16 protein-coding genes, 1 pseudogene and 1 riboswitch are annotated in these 17,831 nt (G+C 49.2%); of the genes and pseudogenes, 7 read left to right on the forward strand and 10 right to left on the reverse strand.

Going from position 1 to position 17,831, the window contains the following annotated elements:
* Positions 1–5: 5 nt before the first annotated feature.
* The 5 genes and pseudogenes from P402_RS16115 to P402_RS0101230 all read right to left on the reverse strand — a co-directional run bounded on the left by P402_RS16115 (position 6) and on the right by P402_RS0101230 (position 2,032).
* Positions 6–356 (reverse strand): annotated as a pseudogene (locus P402_RS16115) (VOC family protein).
* Complete coding sequence (locus P402_RS0101215) at positions 353–736, reverse strand: hypothetical protein (RefSeq protein ID WP_026827052.1); 384 nt, start codon at positions 734–736, stop codon at positions 353–355. Before P402_RS0101215 ends, P402_RS16115 begins: the two are co-directional and overlap by 4 nt.
* A 25-nt stretch (positions 737–761) precedes the next feature.
* The gene (locus tag P402_RS16965) at positions 762–917 is read right to left on the reverse strand and encodes a hypothetical protein (protein ID WP_160168601.1); all 156 of its coding nucleotides are present in this window, start codon (positions 915–917) and stop codon (positions 762–764) included.
* 224 nt (positions 918–1,141) lie between these two features.
* Positions 1,142–1,384, reverse strand: a complete 243-nt coding sequence (locus P402_RS0101225) for a hypothetical protein (RefSeq protein WP_012371879.1) — start codon at positions 1,382–1,384, stop codon at positions 1,142–1,144.
* A 15-nt stretch (positions 1,385–1,399) separates the two neighbouring features.
* Positions 1,400–2,032 (reverse strand): HNH endonuclease family protein, encoded by a 633-nt coding sequence (locus P402_RS0101230; RefSeq protein ID WP_026827053.1) that lies wholly within the window; start codon positions 2,030–2,032, stop codon positions 1,400–1,402.
* 354 nt (positions 2,033–2,386) lie between these two features.
* On the opposite strand from P402_RS0101230, the gene P402_RS0101235 reads away from it, so the two are divergent.
* The 3 genes from P402_RS0101235 (at position 2,387) to P402_RS0101245 (ending at position 7,711) form a co-directional block, all read left to right on the forward strand.
* Positions 2,387–3,583 (forward strand): DUF4317 domain-containing protein, encoded by a 1,197-nt coding sequence (locus tag P402_RS0101235; RefSeq protein WP_026827054.1) that lies wholly within the window; start codon positions 2,387–2,389, stop codon positions 3,581–3,583.
* A gap of 254 nt (positions 3,584–3,837) precedes the next feature.
* The gene (locus P402_RS0101240; RefSeq protein ID WP_026827055.1) at positions 3,838–4,932 is read left to right on the forward strand and encodes an alpha/beta hydrolase; all 1,095 of its coding nucleotides are present in this window, start codon (positions 3,838–3,840) and stop codon (positions 4,930–4,932) included.
* A gap of 4 nt (positions 4,933–4,936) precedes the next feature.
* Positions 4,937–7,711: a glycoside hydrolase family 3 protein gene (locus P402_RS0101245; RefSeq protein ID WP_026827056.1), complete on the forward strand. Its 2,775-nt coding sequence runs from the start codon at positions 4,937–4,939 to the stop codon at positions 7,709–7,711.
* Between the two features lie 89 nt (positions 7,712–7,800).
* Here P402_RS0101245 and P402_RS0101250 read toward each other — a convergent pair whose 3' ends face one another.
* Positions 7,801–8,796, reverse strand: a complete 996-nt coding sequence (locus tag P402_RS0101250; protein WP_026827057.1) for a tRNA dihydrouridine synthase — start codon at positions 8,794–8,796, stop codon at positions 7,801–7,803.
* A gap of 101 nt (positions 8,797–8,897) precedes the next feature.
* The gene (locus P402_RS0101255) at positions 8,898–10,490 is read right to left on the reverse strand and encodes an FMN-binding glutamate synthase family protein (RefSeq protein ID WP_026827058.1); all 1,593 of its coding nucleotides are present in this window, start codon (positions 10,488–10,490) and stop codon (positions 8,898–8,900) included.
* Positions 10,491–10,646: 156 nt separating this feature from the next.
* Between P402_RS0101255 and P402_RS0101260 the strand changes: the two genes are divergently transcribed.
* From P402_RS0101260 to P402_RS0101270, 3 genes are read left to right on the forward strand one after another with little or no spacing between them, the layout of a single operon-like run.
* Positions 10,647–11,129 (forward strand): LURP-one-related/scramblase family protein, encoded by a 483-nt coding sequence (locus P402_RS0101260; protein WP_026827059.1) that lies wholly within the window; start codon positions 10,647–10,649, stop codon positions 11,127–11,129.
* Between the two features lie 26 nt (positions 11,130–11,155).
* Complete coding sequence (locus P402_RS0101265; RefSeq protein WP_026827060.1) at positions 11,156–11,665, forward strand: LURP-one-related/scramblase family protein; 510 nt, start codon at positions 11,156–11,158, stop codon at positions 11,663–11,665.
* Positions 11,666–12,184, forward strand: coding sequence for an NUDIX hydrolase (locus P402_RS0101270; protein ID WP_026827061.1), 519 nt, complete (start codon positions 11,666–11,668; stop codon positions 12,182–12,184).
* 41 nt (positions 12,185–12,225) lie between these two features.
* Here the strand turns inward: P402_RS0101270 and P402_RS0101275 are convergent, their stop codons facing one another.
* Both P402_RS0101275 and P402_RS0101280 read right to left on the reverse strand, forming a co-directional pair.
* Complete coding sequence (locus tag P402_RS0101275) at positions 12,226–13,470, reverse strand: MFS transporter (RefSeq protein WP_026827062.1); 1,245 nt, start codon at positions 13,468–13,470, stop codon at positions 12,226–12,228.
* A gap of 200 nt (positions 13,471–13,670) precedes the next feature.
* Positions 13,671–14,225, reverse strand: coding sequence for a histidine phosphatase family protein (locus P402_RS0101280; RefSeq protein ID WP_026827063.1), 555 nt, complete (start codon positions 14,223–14,225; stop codon positions 13,671–13,673).
* A gap of 217 nt (positions 14,226–14,442) precedes the next feature.
* A riboswitch (glycine riboswitch) is annotated at positions 14,443–14,518 on the forward strand.
* Positions 14,519–14,678: 160 nt separating this feature from the next.
* On the opposite strand from P402_RS0101280, the gene P402_RS0101285 reads away from it, so the two are divergent.
* Positions 14,679–16,046: an amino acid permease gene (locus P402_RS0101285; protein WP_026827064.1), complete on the forward strand. Its 1,368-nt coding sequence runs from the start codon at positions 14,679–14,681 to the stop codon at positions 16,044–16,046.
* An 81-nt stretch (positions 16,047–16,127) separates the two neighbouring features.
* On the opposite strand, the gene P402_RS0101290 is transcribed toward P402_RS0101285, so the two are convergent.
* Entirely contained in the window at positions 16,128–17,654 is a 1,527-nt protein-coding gene (locus P402_RS0101290) for a cryptochrome/photolyase family protein (RefSeq protein WP_026827065.1), read from the reverse strand.
* Between the last annotated feature and the right edge of the window lie 177 nt (positions 17,655–17,831).

Raw genomic sequence — 17,831 nt, forward strand, 5'->3', positions numbered from 1 at the left:
AAATTTCAACATATACAAATCATCAAATGATTGCCGTTGGGATCTTTAAAATTGAACCAGTGATCGTGCACAATTTCTGTAATTATTTCGATACCTTTATTCTTCACATATGTATAAGATTATTCGATATTGTTTGTATTAAAATGAAAAAGTGGCGTATTAAGAATATTGTCTGTTGAAAAAATCTTGCTGTCCAACACGATATCTACGCCGTTCATCGGAATGACGTACAGGCGACCGAACAAGATTTCGCCATCGGATGGTAGTCCGAGCAGATCACAGTACCAGTCCCGTGACTGTTCGATAGTACTGACGGGAATGAAGATAGTCCCGACCTGATTTAAAAACGGATTCATAGCCGACCTCCTGATTTGGAAAGAACGATGAAATCTAAATAGTCCTGCTCATCTGAGAAATATTCGTTTGCGATTAAATCACTCGAAACTAAATATGTTCCATATAGTTCGCCCCGCTTGATGCCGAAGTAACACGTATTTGGAGCAAGCAGACTGGTTTGCTTTTTGATGTTTTCCGGTGAGAGTTCAATCCAGTTCAATTCGTCTTCTGAAAGAGGAATGCGCGCGGCAAAAATGGATTGATTTTTGTGAATGGAGACAATCAGGTCTTTGGTCTTTAATAAGCCAGGATTGACATGGGCTAAAATTGGGTCAGCACACGTTGCAATAAATCCACCAATCGTAGTAGATTCAGATGCCCGCATTAATTCATGAATCATGACGTTTCCTCCTTCTACATAATAGTCATTCTACCTTCTTCTTTTTCGTTAACATGGCTACAACTGCACCCAAAGTCACTGTAATCATACCGATAAAACCTTGTGGGATGTGTCCGTACAACAACATGAAAATACCGATACTGATCAACGCGACGCCTGACCCAATCAACACTTCTCTCATTGAAAAGACTCCTTTCGAAATCAAACTGTATATTTCCTTCACTATAACGAATATTTTTATGAAACAGCAATGAGCCGATTTGTAAAGATAAGTCATGAAAAATAAAGAAATGAGTGTCCACCTACATCAAAATTTCTCCTTATGTGTATTAAAAATCAAAAACACACGTCGAACGGACAGCGGAGTCAGTTCAACATGTGTTTTTTGTAGGACATTCAATTTTTTTATGTTCGTTCCAGCACCGTCGCCAACATCCGGTGCACGACTTCATGGTCGCGGACATCATGTAGCTGATAATCCTTGCCAGGTAATGTGTAAACATCGGTTGAGCCGACGTAGGAAATGGCGAGTTCGAGTGTACCGTCTTCCTGGCAGGTCGTCCGTAATTCCAGTTCGCCGCTGATGACACCGACTTCATTCGTCATGACACCGTGTGTGGCGGTAAACGTAGAGGTTTTCGTTTCCATCGAATCGACTCCTTCTTAGTAGGTACAGGTGTTCAGCATCGTTTGCAGTGCTGTTTTTTCCGTTGATTGAAGACTTAAGCCCCAACGGCTTTTCGTGTTGATCCACATCTTCGAGTAGGCACAGCTTGCGCCGGCACGGGTTGGTTTCCATGTCGATGGATCCTGGTCACCCTTCGAACGGTTCGAGCTTGCGGAGACGGCAATCAATTGCGGACCGTTGAGGTCGTTTGCGAATGCCTGACGTGTCGTTGTCGTCCAGCTGCTTGCACCGGAACGCCATGCTTCCGCGAGCGGCACCACATGATCGATGTCGAGATCGGACGGGTTCGTGAACGTTAGTCCATCATAATAACTGTACCATGAGCCGGATGTGACCGGGCAGCTGCCGACGTATGAATCCGCATCGCGTTTCAAGACGACTTGGCGCGTGTCACAACCGTTTCCCTGGCTGATCCAGTGTGGGAACAGATCACGGGAGTAACCGGTCATCGTACTTTCGGCTTTGACCGTTAAGGCATTGAGTTCGGATTGTGCCGTCGCTTTTGACGGGATGCCGGACGGGAGTGCGGAAACGGGTGAGAGGTCGAACTGAAACGCAGTGAGAAACAAAACAAACGATACGGCGAGTAGCTTGAGTTTCTGGAACATGAACTGCCTCCTCTTATGTAAGTGTGATGAGAGAATCCTCTCAACTCACTCAGTATGCCACCGAATATTTTGGATAGGGTTAAAATCATGTAAACATTACAAAAGTTGAATACTTTTCATCAAAAATATTTTTTTGGAATTAGTCCCAAAGTAATAGAGAAATGAAGTACTTAAAAAAATAAAACCGATATTAGATAAAAAAACAAAATGAATGATTTAAAATTGCGGGGACTTTTAACATAAAAAAATTCAACTCTTGTATAGTAAAGGGGTACCTCTGTTCGATTTGAACAGCAGGCACTCCTTTTTTAGGAGCCACGAGGAATTCAAACGCCAAGGAGCTGAGACCGTACCATGAACAAACAAGACATCAGTGATATCCGTCGCCATTTTAAGGTCGACTCGGAACTACTTAAAATCAACGAAATTTATAATGTATATATCCGCAAAGAAACGAGTGAAATCTTCTATGAGGAAAGCCGACCATTCGCCTTTCTCGAACTTGAGCAACAGGAATTGTTCCTTGCGAACTTCAAGAAAGTCCTGACCGGGAAACTCGACATCAAACTGTTTGAGGTCAAGTTCCAGCAGCCGGAAGAAGGCGCGACCGGACATACGCAACAACTGTTGTACGAAGGGCTATACACGGAAGAGACAGAAGACTGGACGGAGCAGATGCAACAGATTGCGCTGAAGATGGTCCAGGACGTGCAGTACGAAAACGATATCGTCGTCACGTTCATCCGGGGACAGTATTACAAAACGACGAAACGGCAGGCAGACGAGACGGAAGTTGATAAGAACGATGAAGTTTATACGACACCGTTTATTCTGAGCAGTCTCAACCAGACGGAACTGCCGAAACAATCACTTGTCTTCGACTATGTCGATCTCGAGTTCAAGTCGAACCTGCTGATCAATCCGGTCATCAAACTCGCGTCACCAATCGGCGGCTTTTTATTCCCGTGCTTTACGGATAATGCGGCGGACGTCAACCGTGTCCTTTACACAGCAAGCAAGCCGAATAAACCTGATCTGTTGTTCATCGAAAACGTCCTGAACGGTGATCAGATCGTGACGGCGGAAGAAGACAAAGCGGTGTTTGAAGAGATCGTCAAACTGGTCATCGGCGAATCAGTCGATTCAAAAACGCTGGCGGGTGTCTATGAGGAAGTCAATCACCTGCTTGTCGTTGAGGACGAAAAGGAAGACGAGCCGGAAGATATTCCGATGCTGGACGTCAAAGAAGTCGAACGGGTCTTAAAAGCGAGCGGCATCGAAGACGTTAGTACGGAACAGGTCGAACGGGCTTTCAAAACAGTCATCGATGATACGACGTACGAGATGAAGGCGAGCAACATCGTCCCGAACTATGAAGCGAAATCGATTAAAATCAATACGAAAGTCGCGAATATCTCCGTCAGCGCCCAGGATTTGAAGTACATCAAGCAGGTCAATTACAACGGCAAACAATGTCTGTTGATTGAAGTCGAGGAAGATACCGTCATCGACGGATTTACGCTCGTCTCGGAAGAAAATATTTTAAGTTAATTCAAAAAGGCACTCGTTTCGCGTCATTCCGACAGGGAAAGGACGCGAAAGACGGGTGCCGTTTTTTGAATCATCCAGAATGATTGATTAATCGGATAAAGATGCGTATGATTGATTTTGTAAGCGGTATCTTTTAAGAAAAAGAGATATCCGACATTTTTTTAATCATTTACGAAAGCGGTTTCGATACTTATTTTTACAAATGAATGACCTCTTATAAGCATGTAAGGAATTCGATAAAAGGAGGAAGAAACATGGGACAGGAGTATCAGCAATTGGTCGATCGGTTAGCGCAAAAAAAGACCGGTGAACTACAGGATGGTGTCGAAGTCGTCATCAAACCGGTACCGGACCGGACGGAAAGCGGCGTACTCGATCCGCGCGTCTTGGAAGTCATGACGCAGCAACAGCAGGACAGTTCACCGGCCGGCCCTTTTTCACTCGAAGCAGCACGGGCCGGGATGGGCTGGGTCAACACCGACCTGACAACGACAGACATCACGACGGAAGACATCATGATTCCAAGTGCCGAGCAATCGATTCCGGCACGAATCTATCGTCCCCGGTCGACGGAACCGTTACCGGCGGTTGTCTATTTCCACGGCGGCGGCTTTTTCGGCGGAACGCTTGAACCGGTCGAACATCCTTGCCGGTTGTTGGCGGAGCGGGCGAACGTTGTCGTGATTTCGATCGATTACCGACTCGCACCGGAACACCCGTTTCCGGCTGGTCTGAACGATTGTTTCACGTCCGTCAAATGGGTTTACGAACAGGCGGCAGAGCTCGGGATCAGCCGTACACAGCTGGCTGTCGCCGGCGACAGTGCCGGCGGGAACTTAGCGACGGTCTGTGCCTTGCTTGACCGCGAACAGCAGACAGAGATGATCCAGTACCAAGTCCTGCTCTATCCGGTCGTCAATCTTGCCGCCTTGCCGACGGATGATTTCGAGTGGTGTCTTGACGCCTACGAAATGAACGAGAATCGGGAGTTGCTTGAAGGGATCGTCACAGCTCTTGCAGACACGGATGGCTTGTTGAACCGGTTATATCTGCAAGGAACGACCGATGTCCAGGATCCGCATGTCTCTCCACTGTTTAGCGACAAGCTGGCAGGACTACCGGACGCATTGATCATCACGGCAGAATACGATTACCTCCGTCTTGAAGGGGAAGCGTACGGACGAAAACTCGCGCGGGCCGGTGTCAAAACAAAACGCATTCAATACAACGGGATGGACCACGCCTTTATCGAAAAGCTCGGGCAGTATCCGCAAGCGGAAGACTGCATCACGGAAATCGCGAACGGTCTGAAGAAACGGTTTGCGACTACACAACCAACAGGAGGATGAATCGATGACGACATATACATTAGATTGGAACGCCTATACGGCACTGGCAAGGCAGACGGTCGCAGAAGGAGCGGTCCTGCTGAAAAATGACAAGCAGACGTTGCCGTTGCCTGCAGGAACAACAGTCTCGGTGTTCGGACGTAATCAGTTCAATTATTATAAAAGCGGAACAGGGTCCGGCGGAATGGTCAACGTCACGCACGTGACAAGTCCGCTCGAAGCGTTGCAACAACATCCGGATGTGACGGTAAACCAGTCGTTACTCGACGTCTATGAAGTCTGGCTGAAAGATCATCCGTTTGATAAAGGCGAAGGCTGGGCCGCGGAACCGTGGTCGCAGGAAGAAATGCCGGTCACGGATGAAGTCGTCGCAGACGCAGCGTCGCAATCAGACGTCGCCATCATCATGATCGGTCGGACGGCCGGTGAAGACCGTGATAACACAGCGGATCCCGGCAGTTATCTGCTGACGGACGTCGAACTGACACTGATTGATAAAGTCTCGGGAGCGTTTTCGAAGACCGTCGTCTTATTAAACGTCGGCAATGTCATCGACATGCAGTGGGCGCTTGATTTCAATCCGAGTGCGATCCTGTACGGATGGCAAGGCGGGATGGAAGGCGGAAACGCCTTGGTCGATCTCTTAACGGGAGCGGTCACGCCATCCGGAAAACTGCCGGATACGATTGTCCGTTCCCTCGATGCGTACCCGTCAACACCGTACTTCGGCCATGAGGACCGGGCGATTTACAAGGAAGACATCTATGTCGGATACCGTTACTTTGAGACGTTTGCGAAAGACGATGTTCTTTATCCGTTCGGATTCGGCTTATCGTATACGACGTTTGATGTCGTAACTGACAAGGTCGACATGACGGAGCAACAGGTCACGTTAACCGTCAACGTCACGAATATAGGGACACACAGCGGGAAAGAAGTTGTCCAGGTGTATCTTGAAAAACCGCAGGGACAACTCGGCAATCCGGCACGAGGACTTGTGACGTTTGCGAAAACGCAACAGCTCGAACCGGGGCAACATGAGACGTTGACGCTGACCGTTCCGCTGACAGAATTTGCGAGTTACGATGACGCGGGTCTGACGGGGCATAAATCGTCTTACGTCATCGAAGCAGGTGCTTATCATCTGTACGCCGGCACAGACGTCCGGACGGCGGCGCACGTGGCGACACAAACAATCGAAGCGTTACGTGTAGTTGAGACATTAAGCGAAAACATGGCACCGATCACAGCATTCGACCGGCTGAAGCCGCAACAGACAGAGACCGGGTATGAAGTCACGTACGAAGCGACACCATTGCGGACGATTGATCCGGAAGCCCGCCGTTTAGCCGAACGACCGGCAGCACGCACGTATTCGGACAACCAGGGACTGACCCTGAAGGATGTCTACGAAGAGAAGACGTCGCTCGACGTGTTCCTCGATCAGTTGACGGATGAGGATCTTGCGGCGATCGTCCGCGGTGAAGGAATGAACTCCCCACGCGTTACTCCGGGAACGGCAGCGGCGTTTGGTGGCGTGACCGACCGGCTGACAGCGTTCGGGATTCCGGCAGCCTGCTGTGCCGACGGTCCGTCCGGCATCCGGATGGATATCGGAACAAAAGCTTTCTCACTGCCGAACGGAACGCTCGTCGCCTCAACGTTCAACGTCGATTTAGTCGCGGATTTATTTGAGATGACAGGGCTTGAACTCCGGAAAAACGGCATCGATACGTTGCTTGGACCGGGGATGAACATTCACCGTCATCCACTCAACGGCCGGAACTTCGAATACTTCTCGGAAGATCCACATTTAACGGGGATGATGGCTGTCGCCCAGCTCGACGGGATGCACCGGGTTGGCGTGACCGGAACGCTGAAGCATTTAAGTGCCAACAATCAGGAATTCCATCGTCATGATCTCGATTCGATCGTCTCGGAACGGGCGTTACGGGAGATTTATCTGAAAGGATTTGAGCATGCCGTCAAACGGGGGCAGGCATATGCCATCATGACGACATACGGTGCCGTCAATGGTCTGTGGACCGCCGGCTTATATGATCAGAACACCCGGATTCTCCGCGACGAGTGGGGCTTTGACGGTGTTGTCATGACCGACTGGTGGGCGAAGATCAATACGGAAGAAACGGAAGCCAACCGGCAACAGACGGCGACGATGGTCCGTTCGCAAAACGATCTCTACATGGTCGTCGGAGAACCGGGGGCCAATCCGTTCGAGGATGATACACTGTCATCGCTTGCGGACGGGACGTTGACACGGGCGGAATTGTTACGGAGTGCGGCGAATATCTGTCAGTTCATCCTGCGGTCACCGGTCATGGAGCGGACACTTGGTCAGGAGTCAACGGTCGAGGTTACCGAATTACCGGAAGAAACGGATGATCTCAACGAACAGGCGGTGATGCATCAGCAACTCCAGAGCGGTGTTCCGATCGTTTTCGACGAACTCGATACGTCGACCGGAAGCAGTCACGTCTTTGCCGTCACGGCGGAAGAAACCGGGATGTACCACGTCACGTTCGAAGCCCGGTCGTATGCGGGGGAACTGGCGCAGATGCCGGTGACCTTGTTTGCGAATAATATGCCGGTCGCGACGTTTACGTTTAACGGAACGAATGGCGAATGGGTGACGCAGACGAAAGACGTCTTTGTGTTTAATCCGCACAACTACTTCAAGCTGTACTTTGCGCTTGGCGGACTTGAACTCAAGAACATCACCTTTACGCTAACGGAATCGTTCCATATGAAAAACGGCTAAACACATCATAAAGAATTAAAAAACGTGCACGACAAAAAGAGAGAAGCGATGTCTAAGCCGCTTCTCTCTTTTGTTACCTCTATTTTTTCTTAAATCGAAAACGAGTTAACGGCGTGAATGCCTTCTTGTTCGACGAATTCGTCAAGCAGTGCCCGGACGTCATCCGTTGAATTCGTATCCATCAGACGGGCGCGTAATTCGCTCGCCCCGCGGAAACCACGGACATAAATCTTGAAGAACCGGCGGAGCGGTTTGAAAAGACGGGGTTCGAATTCAGCTGAATACTGATCGTGTAGGTCGAGTTGCAGACGTAACAGATCAAGTAATTCTTCACTCGAATGATCTTTCTTTTCAACTTCGAACGCAAACGGGTTATGGAAAATTCCGCGTCCGATCATGACGCCGTCGACACCATACTGCTCGACGAGTTCAAGCCCGTGTTGGCGGTCGTTGATGTCTCCATTGATCGTCAAGAGCGTTTGCGGTGCCACTTCATCGCGGAGCTTCTTGATTTCCGGAATCAGTTCGAAGTGGGCCGGGACCGCACTCATTTCTTTACGTGTCCGCAGGTGAATCGACAGGTTGGCGATGTCCTGCTCGAGAATATGGCGTAACCAGTCGTGCCATTCTTCGACTTTTGAGTAACCGAGGCGTGTCTTGACGCTGACCGGCAAACCGCCGGCTTTTGCTGCTTGAATCAGTTCAGCGGCGACATCGGGGCGGTTGATCAGCCCGGATCCCTTTCCGTTGACGGCGACGTTCTGAACCGGGCAACCCATGTTGATATCGATGCCCTTAAAGCCCATTTCCGCCATCCCGATACTCATTTCACGGAAATATTCCGGTTTGTCGCCCCATATGTGGGCGACCATCGGCTGTTCATCTTCCGTGAACTCAAGGCGTCCGCGGACACTCTGTTTTCCTTTTGGATGACAGTAACTTTCTGTATTCGTAAATTCAGTAAAGAAGACATCCGGCCGCGCTGCTTTCGCGACGACGTGACGGAAGACGACGTCGGTGACATCTTCCATTGGAGCAAGTACAAAAAATGGTCGTGGCAGGTCCTGCCAAAAGTTGTTTTTCATCGTATATAAAACCCTTTCCTTAAGGTAATTCGTTTTGCACAATTAAAATTTCATCAACTATACACTTTAATCGTAATGAGGAAAAAGTGCAAGCGGATGGTTTAGGAAAGGGGCGTCGGATAATGAATCAAGGCGGTGGCCGGTGTGACTTGTCCGTTCGATTGTTTGTAGATGATATGGTCTGCCGACAACTCGGTCGGCGACTTCAGACCGGCAGCGGCGGTCAGATTGTATAATCCTTCCCGGAGCGAGATGATGTAGTTCGTCACCCGGAAACTTTTTTCATCAATGATCAACGCTTGCTGGAGTTTCGGATCGGTCGTCGCGACTCCGACCGGACAGTGGTTCGTATGACAGACTTGCGCCTGGATGCAGCCGACGTTAAACATCAAGCCGCGGGCGATGTTGACGAAATCAGCACCGAGCCCTAAGGCGACGGCAATCTTATCGGCACTGATCAATTTTCCGGAAGCAAACAGTTTGATACGGTCACGGATCCCGTGCGCGACCAGCAACTGATGCAGATAAGGTAGGGCGGATTTGAGCGGTAATCCGGCGACATCCGCGAGTTCCTGGAACGACGCACCGGTTCCGCCTTCCCCGCCATCAATCGTGATGAAATCCGGATGTTTTCCGGACGTTGTCATGTAAGAGACGAGTTCATGCAGATCATTTAGATTGCCGACGACCAGTTTAATGCCGACCGGCTTTCCGCCGGTCTCACGCAACAGTTCGACAAACGTCAGCATCTCTTCCGGTGTCTGGAATTCATTGAACCGGTTGGGACTGTCGATGCTGACACCGGCTTTGACGTTCCGGACGGAGGCGATTTCAGCCGTGACCTTTTCGCCTTCGAGGTGACCGCCCCTTGTTTTCGCACCTTGGGCCAGTTTCAGTTCAAAGGCTTTGATTTGTGTCAGCTCACTTTTCTTTTTGAATTCTTCGAGCGAAAAAGCACCGTCTTCCGTCCGGACACCAAACAGTCCCGGTCCAATCTGGAAGATGATATCGACGTCACCCTTCAAATGATAGTCGGATAGTCCGCCTTCTCCGGTGTTCATCCAGGTTCCTTCCGCCCGGCCGAGACCGATCGACAATGCCGTAATCGCCCGGTCACCGAGCGCACCGAAACTCATCGCCGACTGACCGATCAGTCCGAAGACTTGAAACGGGTGACGGCAGGTATGTTCGCCAATGATCGGAGCGTCAGCGGCGGGGAGTAAAAACGGCGCAATCTGTTGTTCGACCAAGTGTTCTTTACGGGTCAGGAGATTATCCTGATCAAGTTGATAGAGATGAGTCGTAATTTTATGTTGATTATCGATCCGCAGTTCCTGACGGTTCGTTGGAAAAAGGGCATTTTGTAAATAAAAGCCGGCTGCTTCAAAGTCACGTTCGGAACCAAATCCCATCGTCCGCGTATTATATTTACCGGAGAGAACCGCGGTTTTATAATCATTCCGGGAAAACGGTTTGTCTTCATTGTTATTTAAGAACAAATACTGGCGAAGTTCAGGACCGATTTTTTCAAGGATGTAACGGATTTTTCCGAGCACCGGAAAGTTTCGTAAGATGGAATGCTCCTGTTGTCTGTGATCGATATTCCACAGATAGAGCCCAAGCACTAACGGAACGAAGATGATGAGTGAAATCAATGTCAGGATGATCGTCAGAATGATGGTATCAGTCGACATGGGAGTGCCTCCTTCAGGAGTGGGAGCGGCGGGACGATGAAGAGGGAAAAACAAACAGGTTAGTCGAATAAGGTAAAACAAGACCGTTCTATCCCGATACCACTCGCCTGACGAATACAAACCTAACGGATCAGATGAAGGAAAGGATGATTTCTTATGCATACACTGTACATGAAACAGAAAGTATTCAGTTTACGGGGACGATTTTCGATTCAAGATCAGCAGGAACAGGACGTTTATCTTGTCGAAGGCAGCTTTATGAAACTGCCGAAGACTTTTTCAATCTCTACGGTTGATGGGGAGGAAGTCGCCGTCATCACGAAAAAAATGCTCAGCCTGTTGCCGAAGTTTTTTATCGAAGTCGATGGTGAGACACTGACGATCGAAAAATCATTTACGTTCTTTAAAGACCGCTATACGATTGATGCGGCAGATCTCGAAATCGACGGAGACTGGTGGGATATGGATTTTGAAATCAAGCGTCAAGGCGACGTCGTCGGAAGTGTCGAGAAAAAATGGTTCACGTTTGGTGACAGTTATGAAATTCAAGTCTTTGATCCGGACATTGAGAAGATTTTAATTGCGCTTGTTGTCGCTATCGACTGTGTCAAAGAAGATGAAGAATCCAGCTCGTCATAAGAAAACAATCAGGAGAGGAAGCGCATATGAAGCAGCTTTTGATGAAACAGACGTTTGAACTGAATAGGCGATTTACGATTACCGATGAAGCCGGACAGATCGCGTATGAAGTAAGAGGACAGTTATTCCAAATGCAGAAAAACTGGCAACTCGTGCACGAAGGATCCGAAGTCGGTCGGGTGACGAAACAGACGTTCAGTATGTTGCCTCACGTCCTGATTGAACTGGACGGGCGCGTCGTTGCAACGATTCAAAAAACCGGATTTGTGATGTTTTCGAATTACCGGATTGACAGCCGGGAGTTGCATGTCGACATCAACTGGGCGACGATGACGTTCAGCGTCATGTATCAGGGAAATAAAATCGGGCAAGGCAAAAGACGGTGGGTCCGCTTCGGCAAACAATACGAATTGACACTGCTCGACGACACGGCAGAACAACTGTTTTTAAATGTCGTCCTCGGACTTGACCGGGCGAAAGCAGACAAAACCGTCTCGACGCTGTTTGCGGACAATTGGGCAGGGGGGAAGAAGTAAATGGAACGATGGGATATTTATACGGCAGACCGCGTAAAAACAGGCCGTACCTGGCCGCGGGGGACAGAATTAAAAGACGGCGATTACCATCTTGTTGTGCACGTCTGTTTGTTTAACAAACAAGGACAAATGTTGATTCAGCAACGCCAGCCGTTCAAAGAGGGCTGGTCGAACATGTGGGACCTCAGTGTCGGCGGAAGTGCGACGACTGGTGACACGAGTCAAATGGCTGCCGAGCGCGAATTGTTCGAGGAACTCGGACTATCGCTGTCATTCGAAGGACGGCGTCCACAGTTGACGGTGCCGTTTGAAGTCGGATTTGACGACTATTACTTAATTGAAAAAGAAGTCGATCTGACGACCCTGACGTTACAGGAAGAAGAAGTCCAAACCGTCAAATGGGCGACGGAAGAGGAAATCATTACCGGGATTCGGAAAGGAGTCTTCATTTCCTATCATGAACCGTTGATTCGGTTGCTGTTCATCCTGCGCAATCAATACGGTGCGCATCAAAAATAAACAATCCCCAGGTCGCAGGCGACACTGGGGATTGTTTGCAATCAGGCTGTTTTTTTCGAAGCCGGAACCGATTGTTTCGGTTTGGTTTCCGGTAAAAAGAGACTAAAGATCAGGTACGTCGAACAGCTGAGGAAAAAGACGACCATCGACGCCGTATAACCCATCTGACCGAGCGTGTAACTCCAAATAATCGTAAAGATGGTTTGGGTCGCATACGCAATCGCCCAGAACAGGCCGAACAAGACGGTGATCTTTTGTGGTGTCATACCCTTCATTTCGTGGGCCAGATTCATGAAGATCGGATACTGAATGTACATCGCGAACCCAGAGACGAAAGCAAAGATATACGAGACGAGCGGTGATATGTTGCCAAACGCAACCGTGACGATGAAGCTGCCGATCATCACGAAGCCGCTGATCAGAAGAATCGGTTTTCGCGGTGTCCCGCGGCTGCCGATTTTTAGACCAACAAAGGTTCCGATAATACCGGCGCCGGAGACGAGCAGATTAACGAGCGATCCGTTTAACTCAGTATACGTGTCAAACACCGGTTTGAGTCCGACGAGCGACAGAATATACAGTGTCAGGAAGCCGCCGAACGCGATCGCATACTTCCATAAGAAGCTGTCTTTAATCGCATCCCGGTAGCCGTAAGCCGTGACGACTTCATTTTGGTCGCTTGCCGTGTTCAAATCGAACTCTTCACTGAAAATCAACCAGGCGAGGAACAGGACGGCTGTCAAAGCAGCAAAAATCGTTAACGTCAGCTGCCAGTTGTTCGTGAACTGGGTCGCAAAAAACGTAAACAGTAACGAGACGACAAACGCACCGACATTATACGAGACGGTATTGAGCGCATTGATCCGCAGTTTTTCCGTCGGATCGCTGATGTAACGGGTGACGACCGGATTCATGTAGACAATGACCATCGAGCCGCCGAGACCCATGACCATCCGTGCCGCCGTATATGCCCAGTAGTTCGGCAGATAAATGGCGACGATCGACATCATCAGAAACAACAGGGCGAGCATCGGTGCTTTTTTAGGTCCCAGTTTCATCAAAATCAGTGCCGCCAAAATGTTCGCGAAAACGCGTGCGGTCGTGATCGAGTAGTTGACGAGTTGTGAAATCAACGGGTCAACAGTACGGTCTCCGAAGAAATGAGCCGTGATTTGCGGGGTTAATGAGGAACCGGCGACCCAGTTCATAGCGAACGTCGCATAGGCGAACCAGAGAACAGCCATCATCAAATACCCTTTTCGTGCGTGACTTGCTTGTGTAGACATAACATACCCCTTCTTTTCTTAAGACGAATCACTGTAAGACAGGAATTCGAACTACTTCACTTTGTTATCAATTCGTTAAATGTAGTCGAGTTCGAAGGGGAAGTAAAATAGATAATTCTTATGTTTTCCATAATTTAAAAGAATAGATTAAAAGTTATCATATGCATTTGGTGAATACTTGAAAAAATGACGTTTTTCCTTCAGTCTGTTTGCGCATTGAAAGGCAAGCGTTCGCAAGTCAGACCCTCAGAATTTTTGATGAGACGATAGATGTCCGGGTTACGCAACTGTTCCCAGTCCGGATAGCCGAAATTTGAATCGATGGATTTTAACAATAGAGCCATCGCGTTTCCGTGCGTCACCAATACGGTGTGACGGGCAGGATGAAGAAATGCCTCATGGAGGACGGATGAGGTCCGGTCCATTGCTTCACGACTAGATTCACCACCGGGAAACTGGAGATTGAGATCAGAAAATGTCGCTTTTAAGTCAGCCCGCCAGTCATTTAACGAAGAAGTACTGAATATGCGTTCCTGCAACCGATTCTCTAGTTCGATTGGACAATCGTGAGCATTGGAAAGCGAAAAACTAGTATCGTATGCTCGTCGAAATGGACTCGATAAAATCCGGTCAACTGGAATGGATTTGAAAAAGTCAGCGAGTAATACCGCTTGTTTTTGACCTTGAGCCGTCAACGGAGCATCGGCTGCTTGTCCGGTCGCTTCACAATGACGGATGAGATAGTATGTCTGCAATGTAAGTACCTCCTCGAGATGTAACCATATAAAAGATTTCTGGTAATAGAATGGAAAATCCTCTTTCAAGTTATGAAAGAAGAAATGAAATAATTTGATAAAACGGTTGACAAACGATCATAAGGTTACTAGTATTAGAAACAATTCAGGTGATTATGTCACCTCAGAAACCGAATAAAAAGAGAAAGCTATGATTGTCATGGGTCACACTATGGCAGGAGCAGCTTCTGGAGAGACCGTGTAAACGGCGCCGAAGGGTTCACAATCTCAGGCAAAAGGACAGAAGAGTACTAAATCTTTATTTTTTGTGTTGGCTTTGCCGACCGGAAAATGATTATTTGCTATTCTGATGATTTTTTTGAGATTGGACACCCGTCCAGTCTCTTTTTTGTTGGACTGACAGAACAGTCTGACCGGGGGAAACAGAGAGATCATCAAAGGAGGAGTTCAGGTTTGGAACAGCAAGGATTAAAGCGGGATTTATCGAATCGTCATGTCCAATTGATTGCGATTGGTGGAACGATCGGAACGGGGTTGTTTTTAGGATCGGGGAAAGCGATTCAGTTGGCCGGTCCATCGATTGTATTTGCTTATCTGCTTGTCGGGATTGCGATTTTCTTCGTCATGCGGGCACTCGGAGAGTTACTGTTGTCAAAAGCCGGTTATCAGTCCCTGACGGATATCGCGGAAGATTATCTTGGACCGCGCGCCGCCTTCGTAACCGGCTGGACGTATTGGTTCTGCTGGATCATGACGGCGATGGCCGATGTGATTGCCGTCGGTGTTTACGTCAAATACTGGTTTGATATCCCGCAATGGATTCCGGCCGTCATCGCCCTGTTGATCCTACTCGGCTTTAATCTTCTGACGGTCAAACTGTTCGGAGAACTCGAGTTTTGGTTCGCCTTGATCAAAGTCGTCACGATTTTAGCTTTGATCGGCGTCGGAATCGTCCTGCTTGTGATCGGCTTTAATACGGATGCGGGACCGGTCACGGTCAAGAACTTGTGGCAGCACGGCGGGATGTTCCCGAACGGTGTCACCGGTTTCCTGTTGTCGTTCCAAATGGTCGTCTTCGCCTATGTCGGTGTTGAACTGGTCGGTGTCTCGGCCGCTGAAACGGCGGATCCGAAAAAGAACATTCCGTCCGCAATCAATAAGATTCCGTTACGGATCCTCTTCTTCTACGTCGGTGCCTTGCTTGTCCTCTTGATGATCAATCCGTGGACCGGACTGAACGCAACGGAAAGCCCGTTCGTCAAAACGTTTAGTCTGATCGGGATTCCGGTCGCGGCCGGAATCATCAACTTCGTCGTCCTGACATCCGCCGCATCCGCTTGTAACAGCGGAATGTTCTCGACGAGCCGGATTCTTTATAATCTCGGGAATCAAAAACAGGCACCGGCATCGTTTTCGAAGCTTAATAAAAATCATGTGCCGGCGAATGCGCTGTTCGTTTCGACATTGGTCGTCTCAGGTGGAGCCTTGTTGAGTAAATTACTTCCGGGACAAGCGTTCAGCATCGTGACGACGATCAGTGCAATCTGTTTCATCTGGGTGTGGGGCGTCATTCTCGTCTGTCACTTGAAATACAAGAAGACACAGCCGGAATTGCATGCCGCATCGACGTTCAAAGCGCCGTGGACACCGTTCGTCAACTACCTCGTGCTCGGTCTGTTCACGCTGATTTTAATCGTCATGCTCGTAGCGGACGAAACGCGTCCTGCGCTTCTCCTGACACCGGTCTGGTTCATCGGATTGTTTGTCCTGTATCAGCTGCGGACGAAAAAACATCAAAAAGCAGAACGACACAGTGCGTGATGCATCAAGTAAATAAACAGAGACCCGATTCCCTGCTAAGTAAGGCAGGGAGCCGGGTCTTTCTTGATGTTGATGAAAAGCTCAGCGATGGAACTGTCCGTCCGCCAATTGCTTTTTCAAGGCGGTCGCTTTTTTGCGAATCGCCTGCTGATCGCTTTTATCCCGTTTTGCCCATTGCCGGTACATCATCGACATCCGTTGGTTACTGGAGAACCGTTCCTCGTGCCGGGCGATGAAATCCCAATACAAGGCATTGAACGGACAGGCATTGTCCCCAAGGGCATCCTTTTGGTTAAAGGGACAGTTCCCGCAGTAGTCGCTCATCTTGTGGATGTAGTTCGCCGATGCGATGTACGGTTTCGTCGACAAGAGACCACCGTCGGCATGCAAGGCCATCCCGAGCACATTCGGAAGGACGACCCAATCATAGGCGTCGATATACATTTCGTTGAACCAGTCCGCCGTCTGTTGCGGGGAAATCTCAAACAAGTTGGCAAAGTTCCCGAGCACCATCAGCCGCTGAATGTGGTGATTGTGCGCCGTTTCGATGACAGGTCGAAACGACTCTGCGACACACGTCATCGTCGTTTCGCCGTCCCAAAAGAAGTCCGGCAAGTCCCGGTTGTGTTGCAGGACATTGACCTGTTCGTACCCCGGCATCTCACTTAAATAAACCGCCCGCATGTATTCGCGCCAACCGAGAATTTGCCGGATGAATCCTTCGACGGCATTAAGCGGTGCGTCCTGATCTTCCAGTGCGGCCGCCGCCGCGTGAATGACTTCGTCCGGTGACAGTAAGCCGATATTGATCGACGAAGAGAGCAGGGAGTGCGATAACGTATCTTCTCCCGTCAGCATCGCATCCTGATAAGTGCCGAACGTCTCAAGCCGTTCGTCGATAAACCGGGCGAGCGCGCGCTGCGCTTCCGCTCGGGTGACCGGCCAGTGGAACGTCTCAAGCTGACCCGGATGATCGGCAAATGTCGTCTCGACTTTGTTGATGACATCACGCGTGATCTGATCCGGGCGGAACCGGATCGGTGCTTTAAAATCAACGCCGTCCTTCGCCGGTTTCCGGTTATCCGCATCAAACGACCATTTTCCGCCGAGCGGTTTGTTTCCATTCATCAACAAACGGCGGTCTTTTCGAAGCTGCCGGTAAAAACGATCCATCTTCCACGGTTTATCTCCAAGTATTGCCATGGCTTCGTCATGCGTCAATAAAAAGAGCGGGACGTCGGAACAGACGTCGACAGTGATTGATTTCGGGAGAGCATCCTGAAATTTTTGCATGACACGGCGCATCGGTTCGTCTGTGGTGGCTGTATAGAGGAGGTGTGTCGGTTTGTACTGCTTCTGGTGCTGCTTCCAAGCATCGTCAAACGAGTCCGCTTCCCGGTAATCGACTGTAAATCCTTTGTCCCGGAGTTCTTCTGCGAAATGACGCATCGCCGAAAAGATCAGCACGAGTTTTTGTTTATGATATGCCTTCCAGGTCGAGCGGGACGTTGCTTCGACCATCAGGATGATATCTTCTTTTGGATCCGCTTCTGTCAGAAGCGGTAAGCTGTGATTGAGTTGATTGCCGAAAATCCAGCGCGTTGCCATGCACGTTCCTCCTTTTTCTCCTATAGGAGTATATAGCCCGTTTGCTGGAAAGTATGTCTTCGGATGTGTCCTATTACACTCGGAAGCCGATTTATTTTTAAGTGGAGACACCCAATATTTTAATTTATGAATGACCTGTGATAGGGTTATACTGGAAAGGTAAGTTGTCGTCATACG

The sequence above is a fragment of the Exiguobacterium sibiricum 7-3 genome (assembly GCF_000620865.1).
Lineage (GTDB): Bacteria > Bacillota > Bacilli > Exiguobacteriales > Exiguobacteriaceae > Exiguobacterium_A > Exiguobacterium_A sibiricum_A.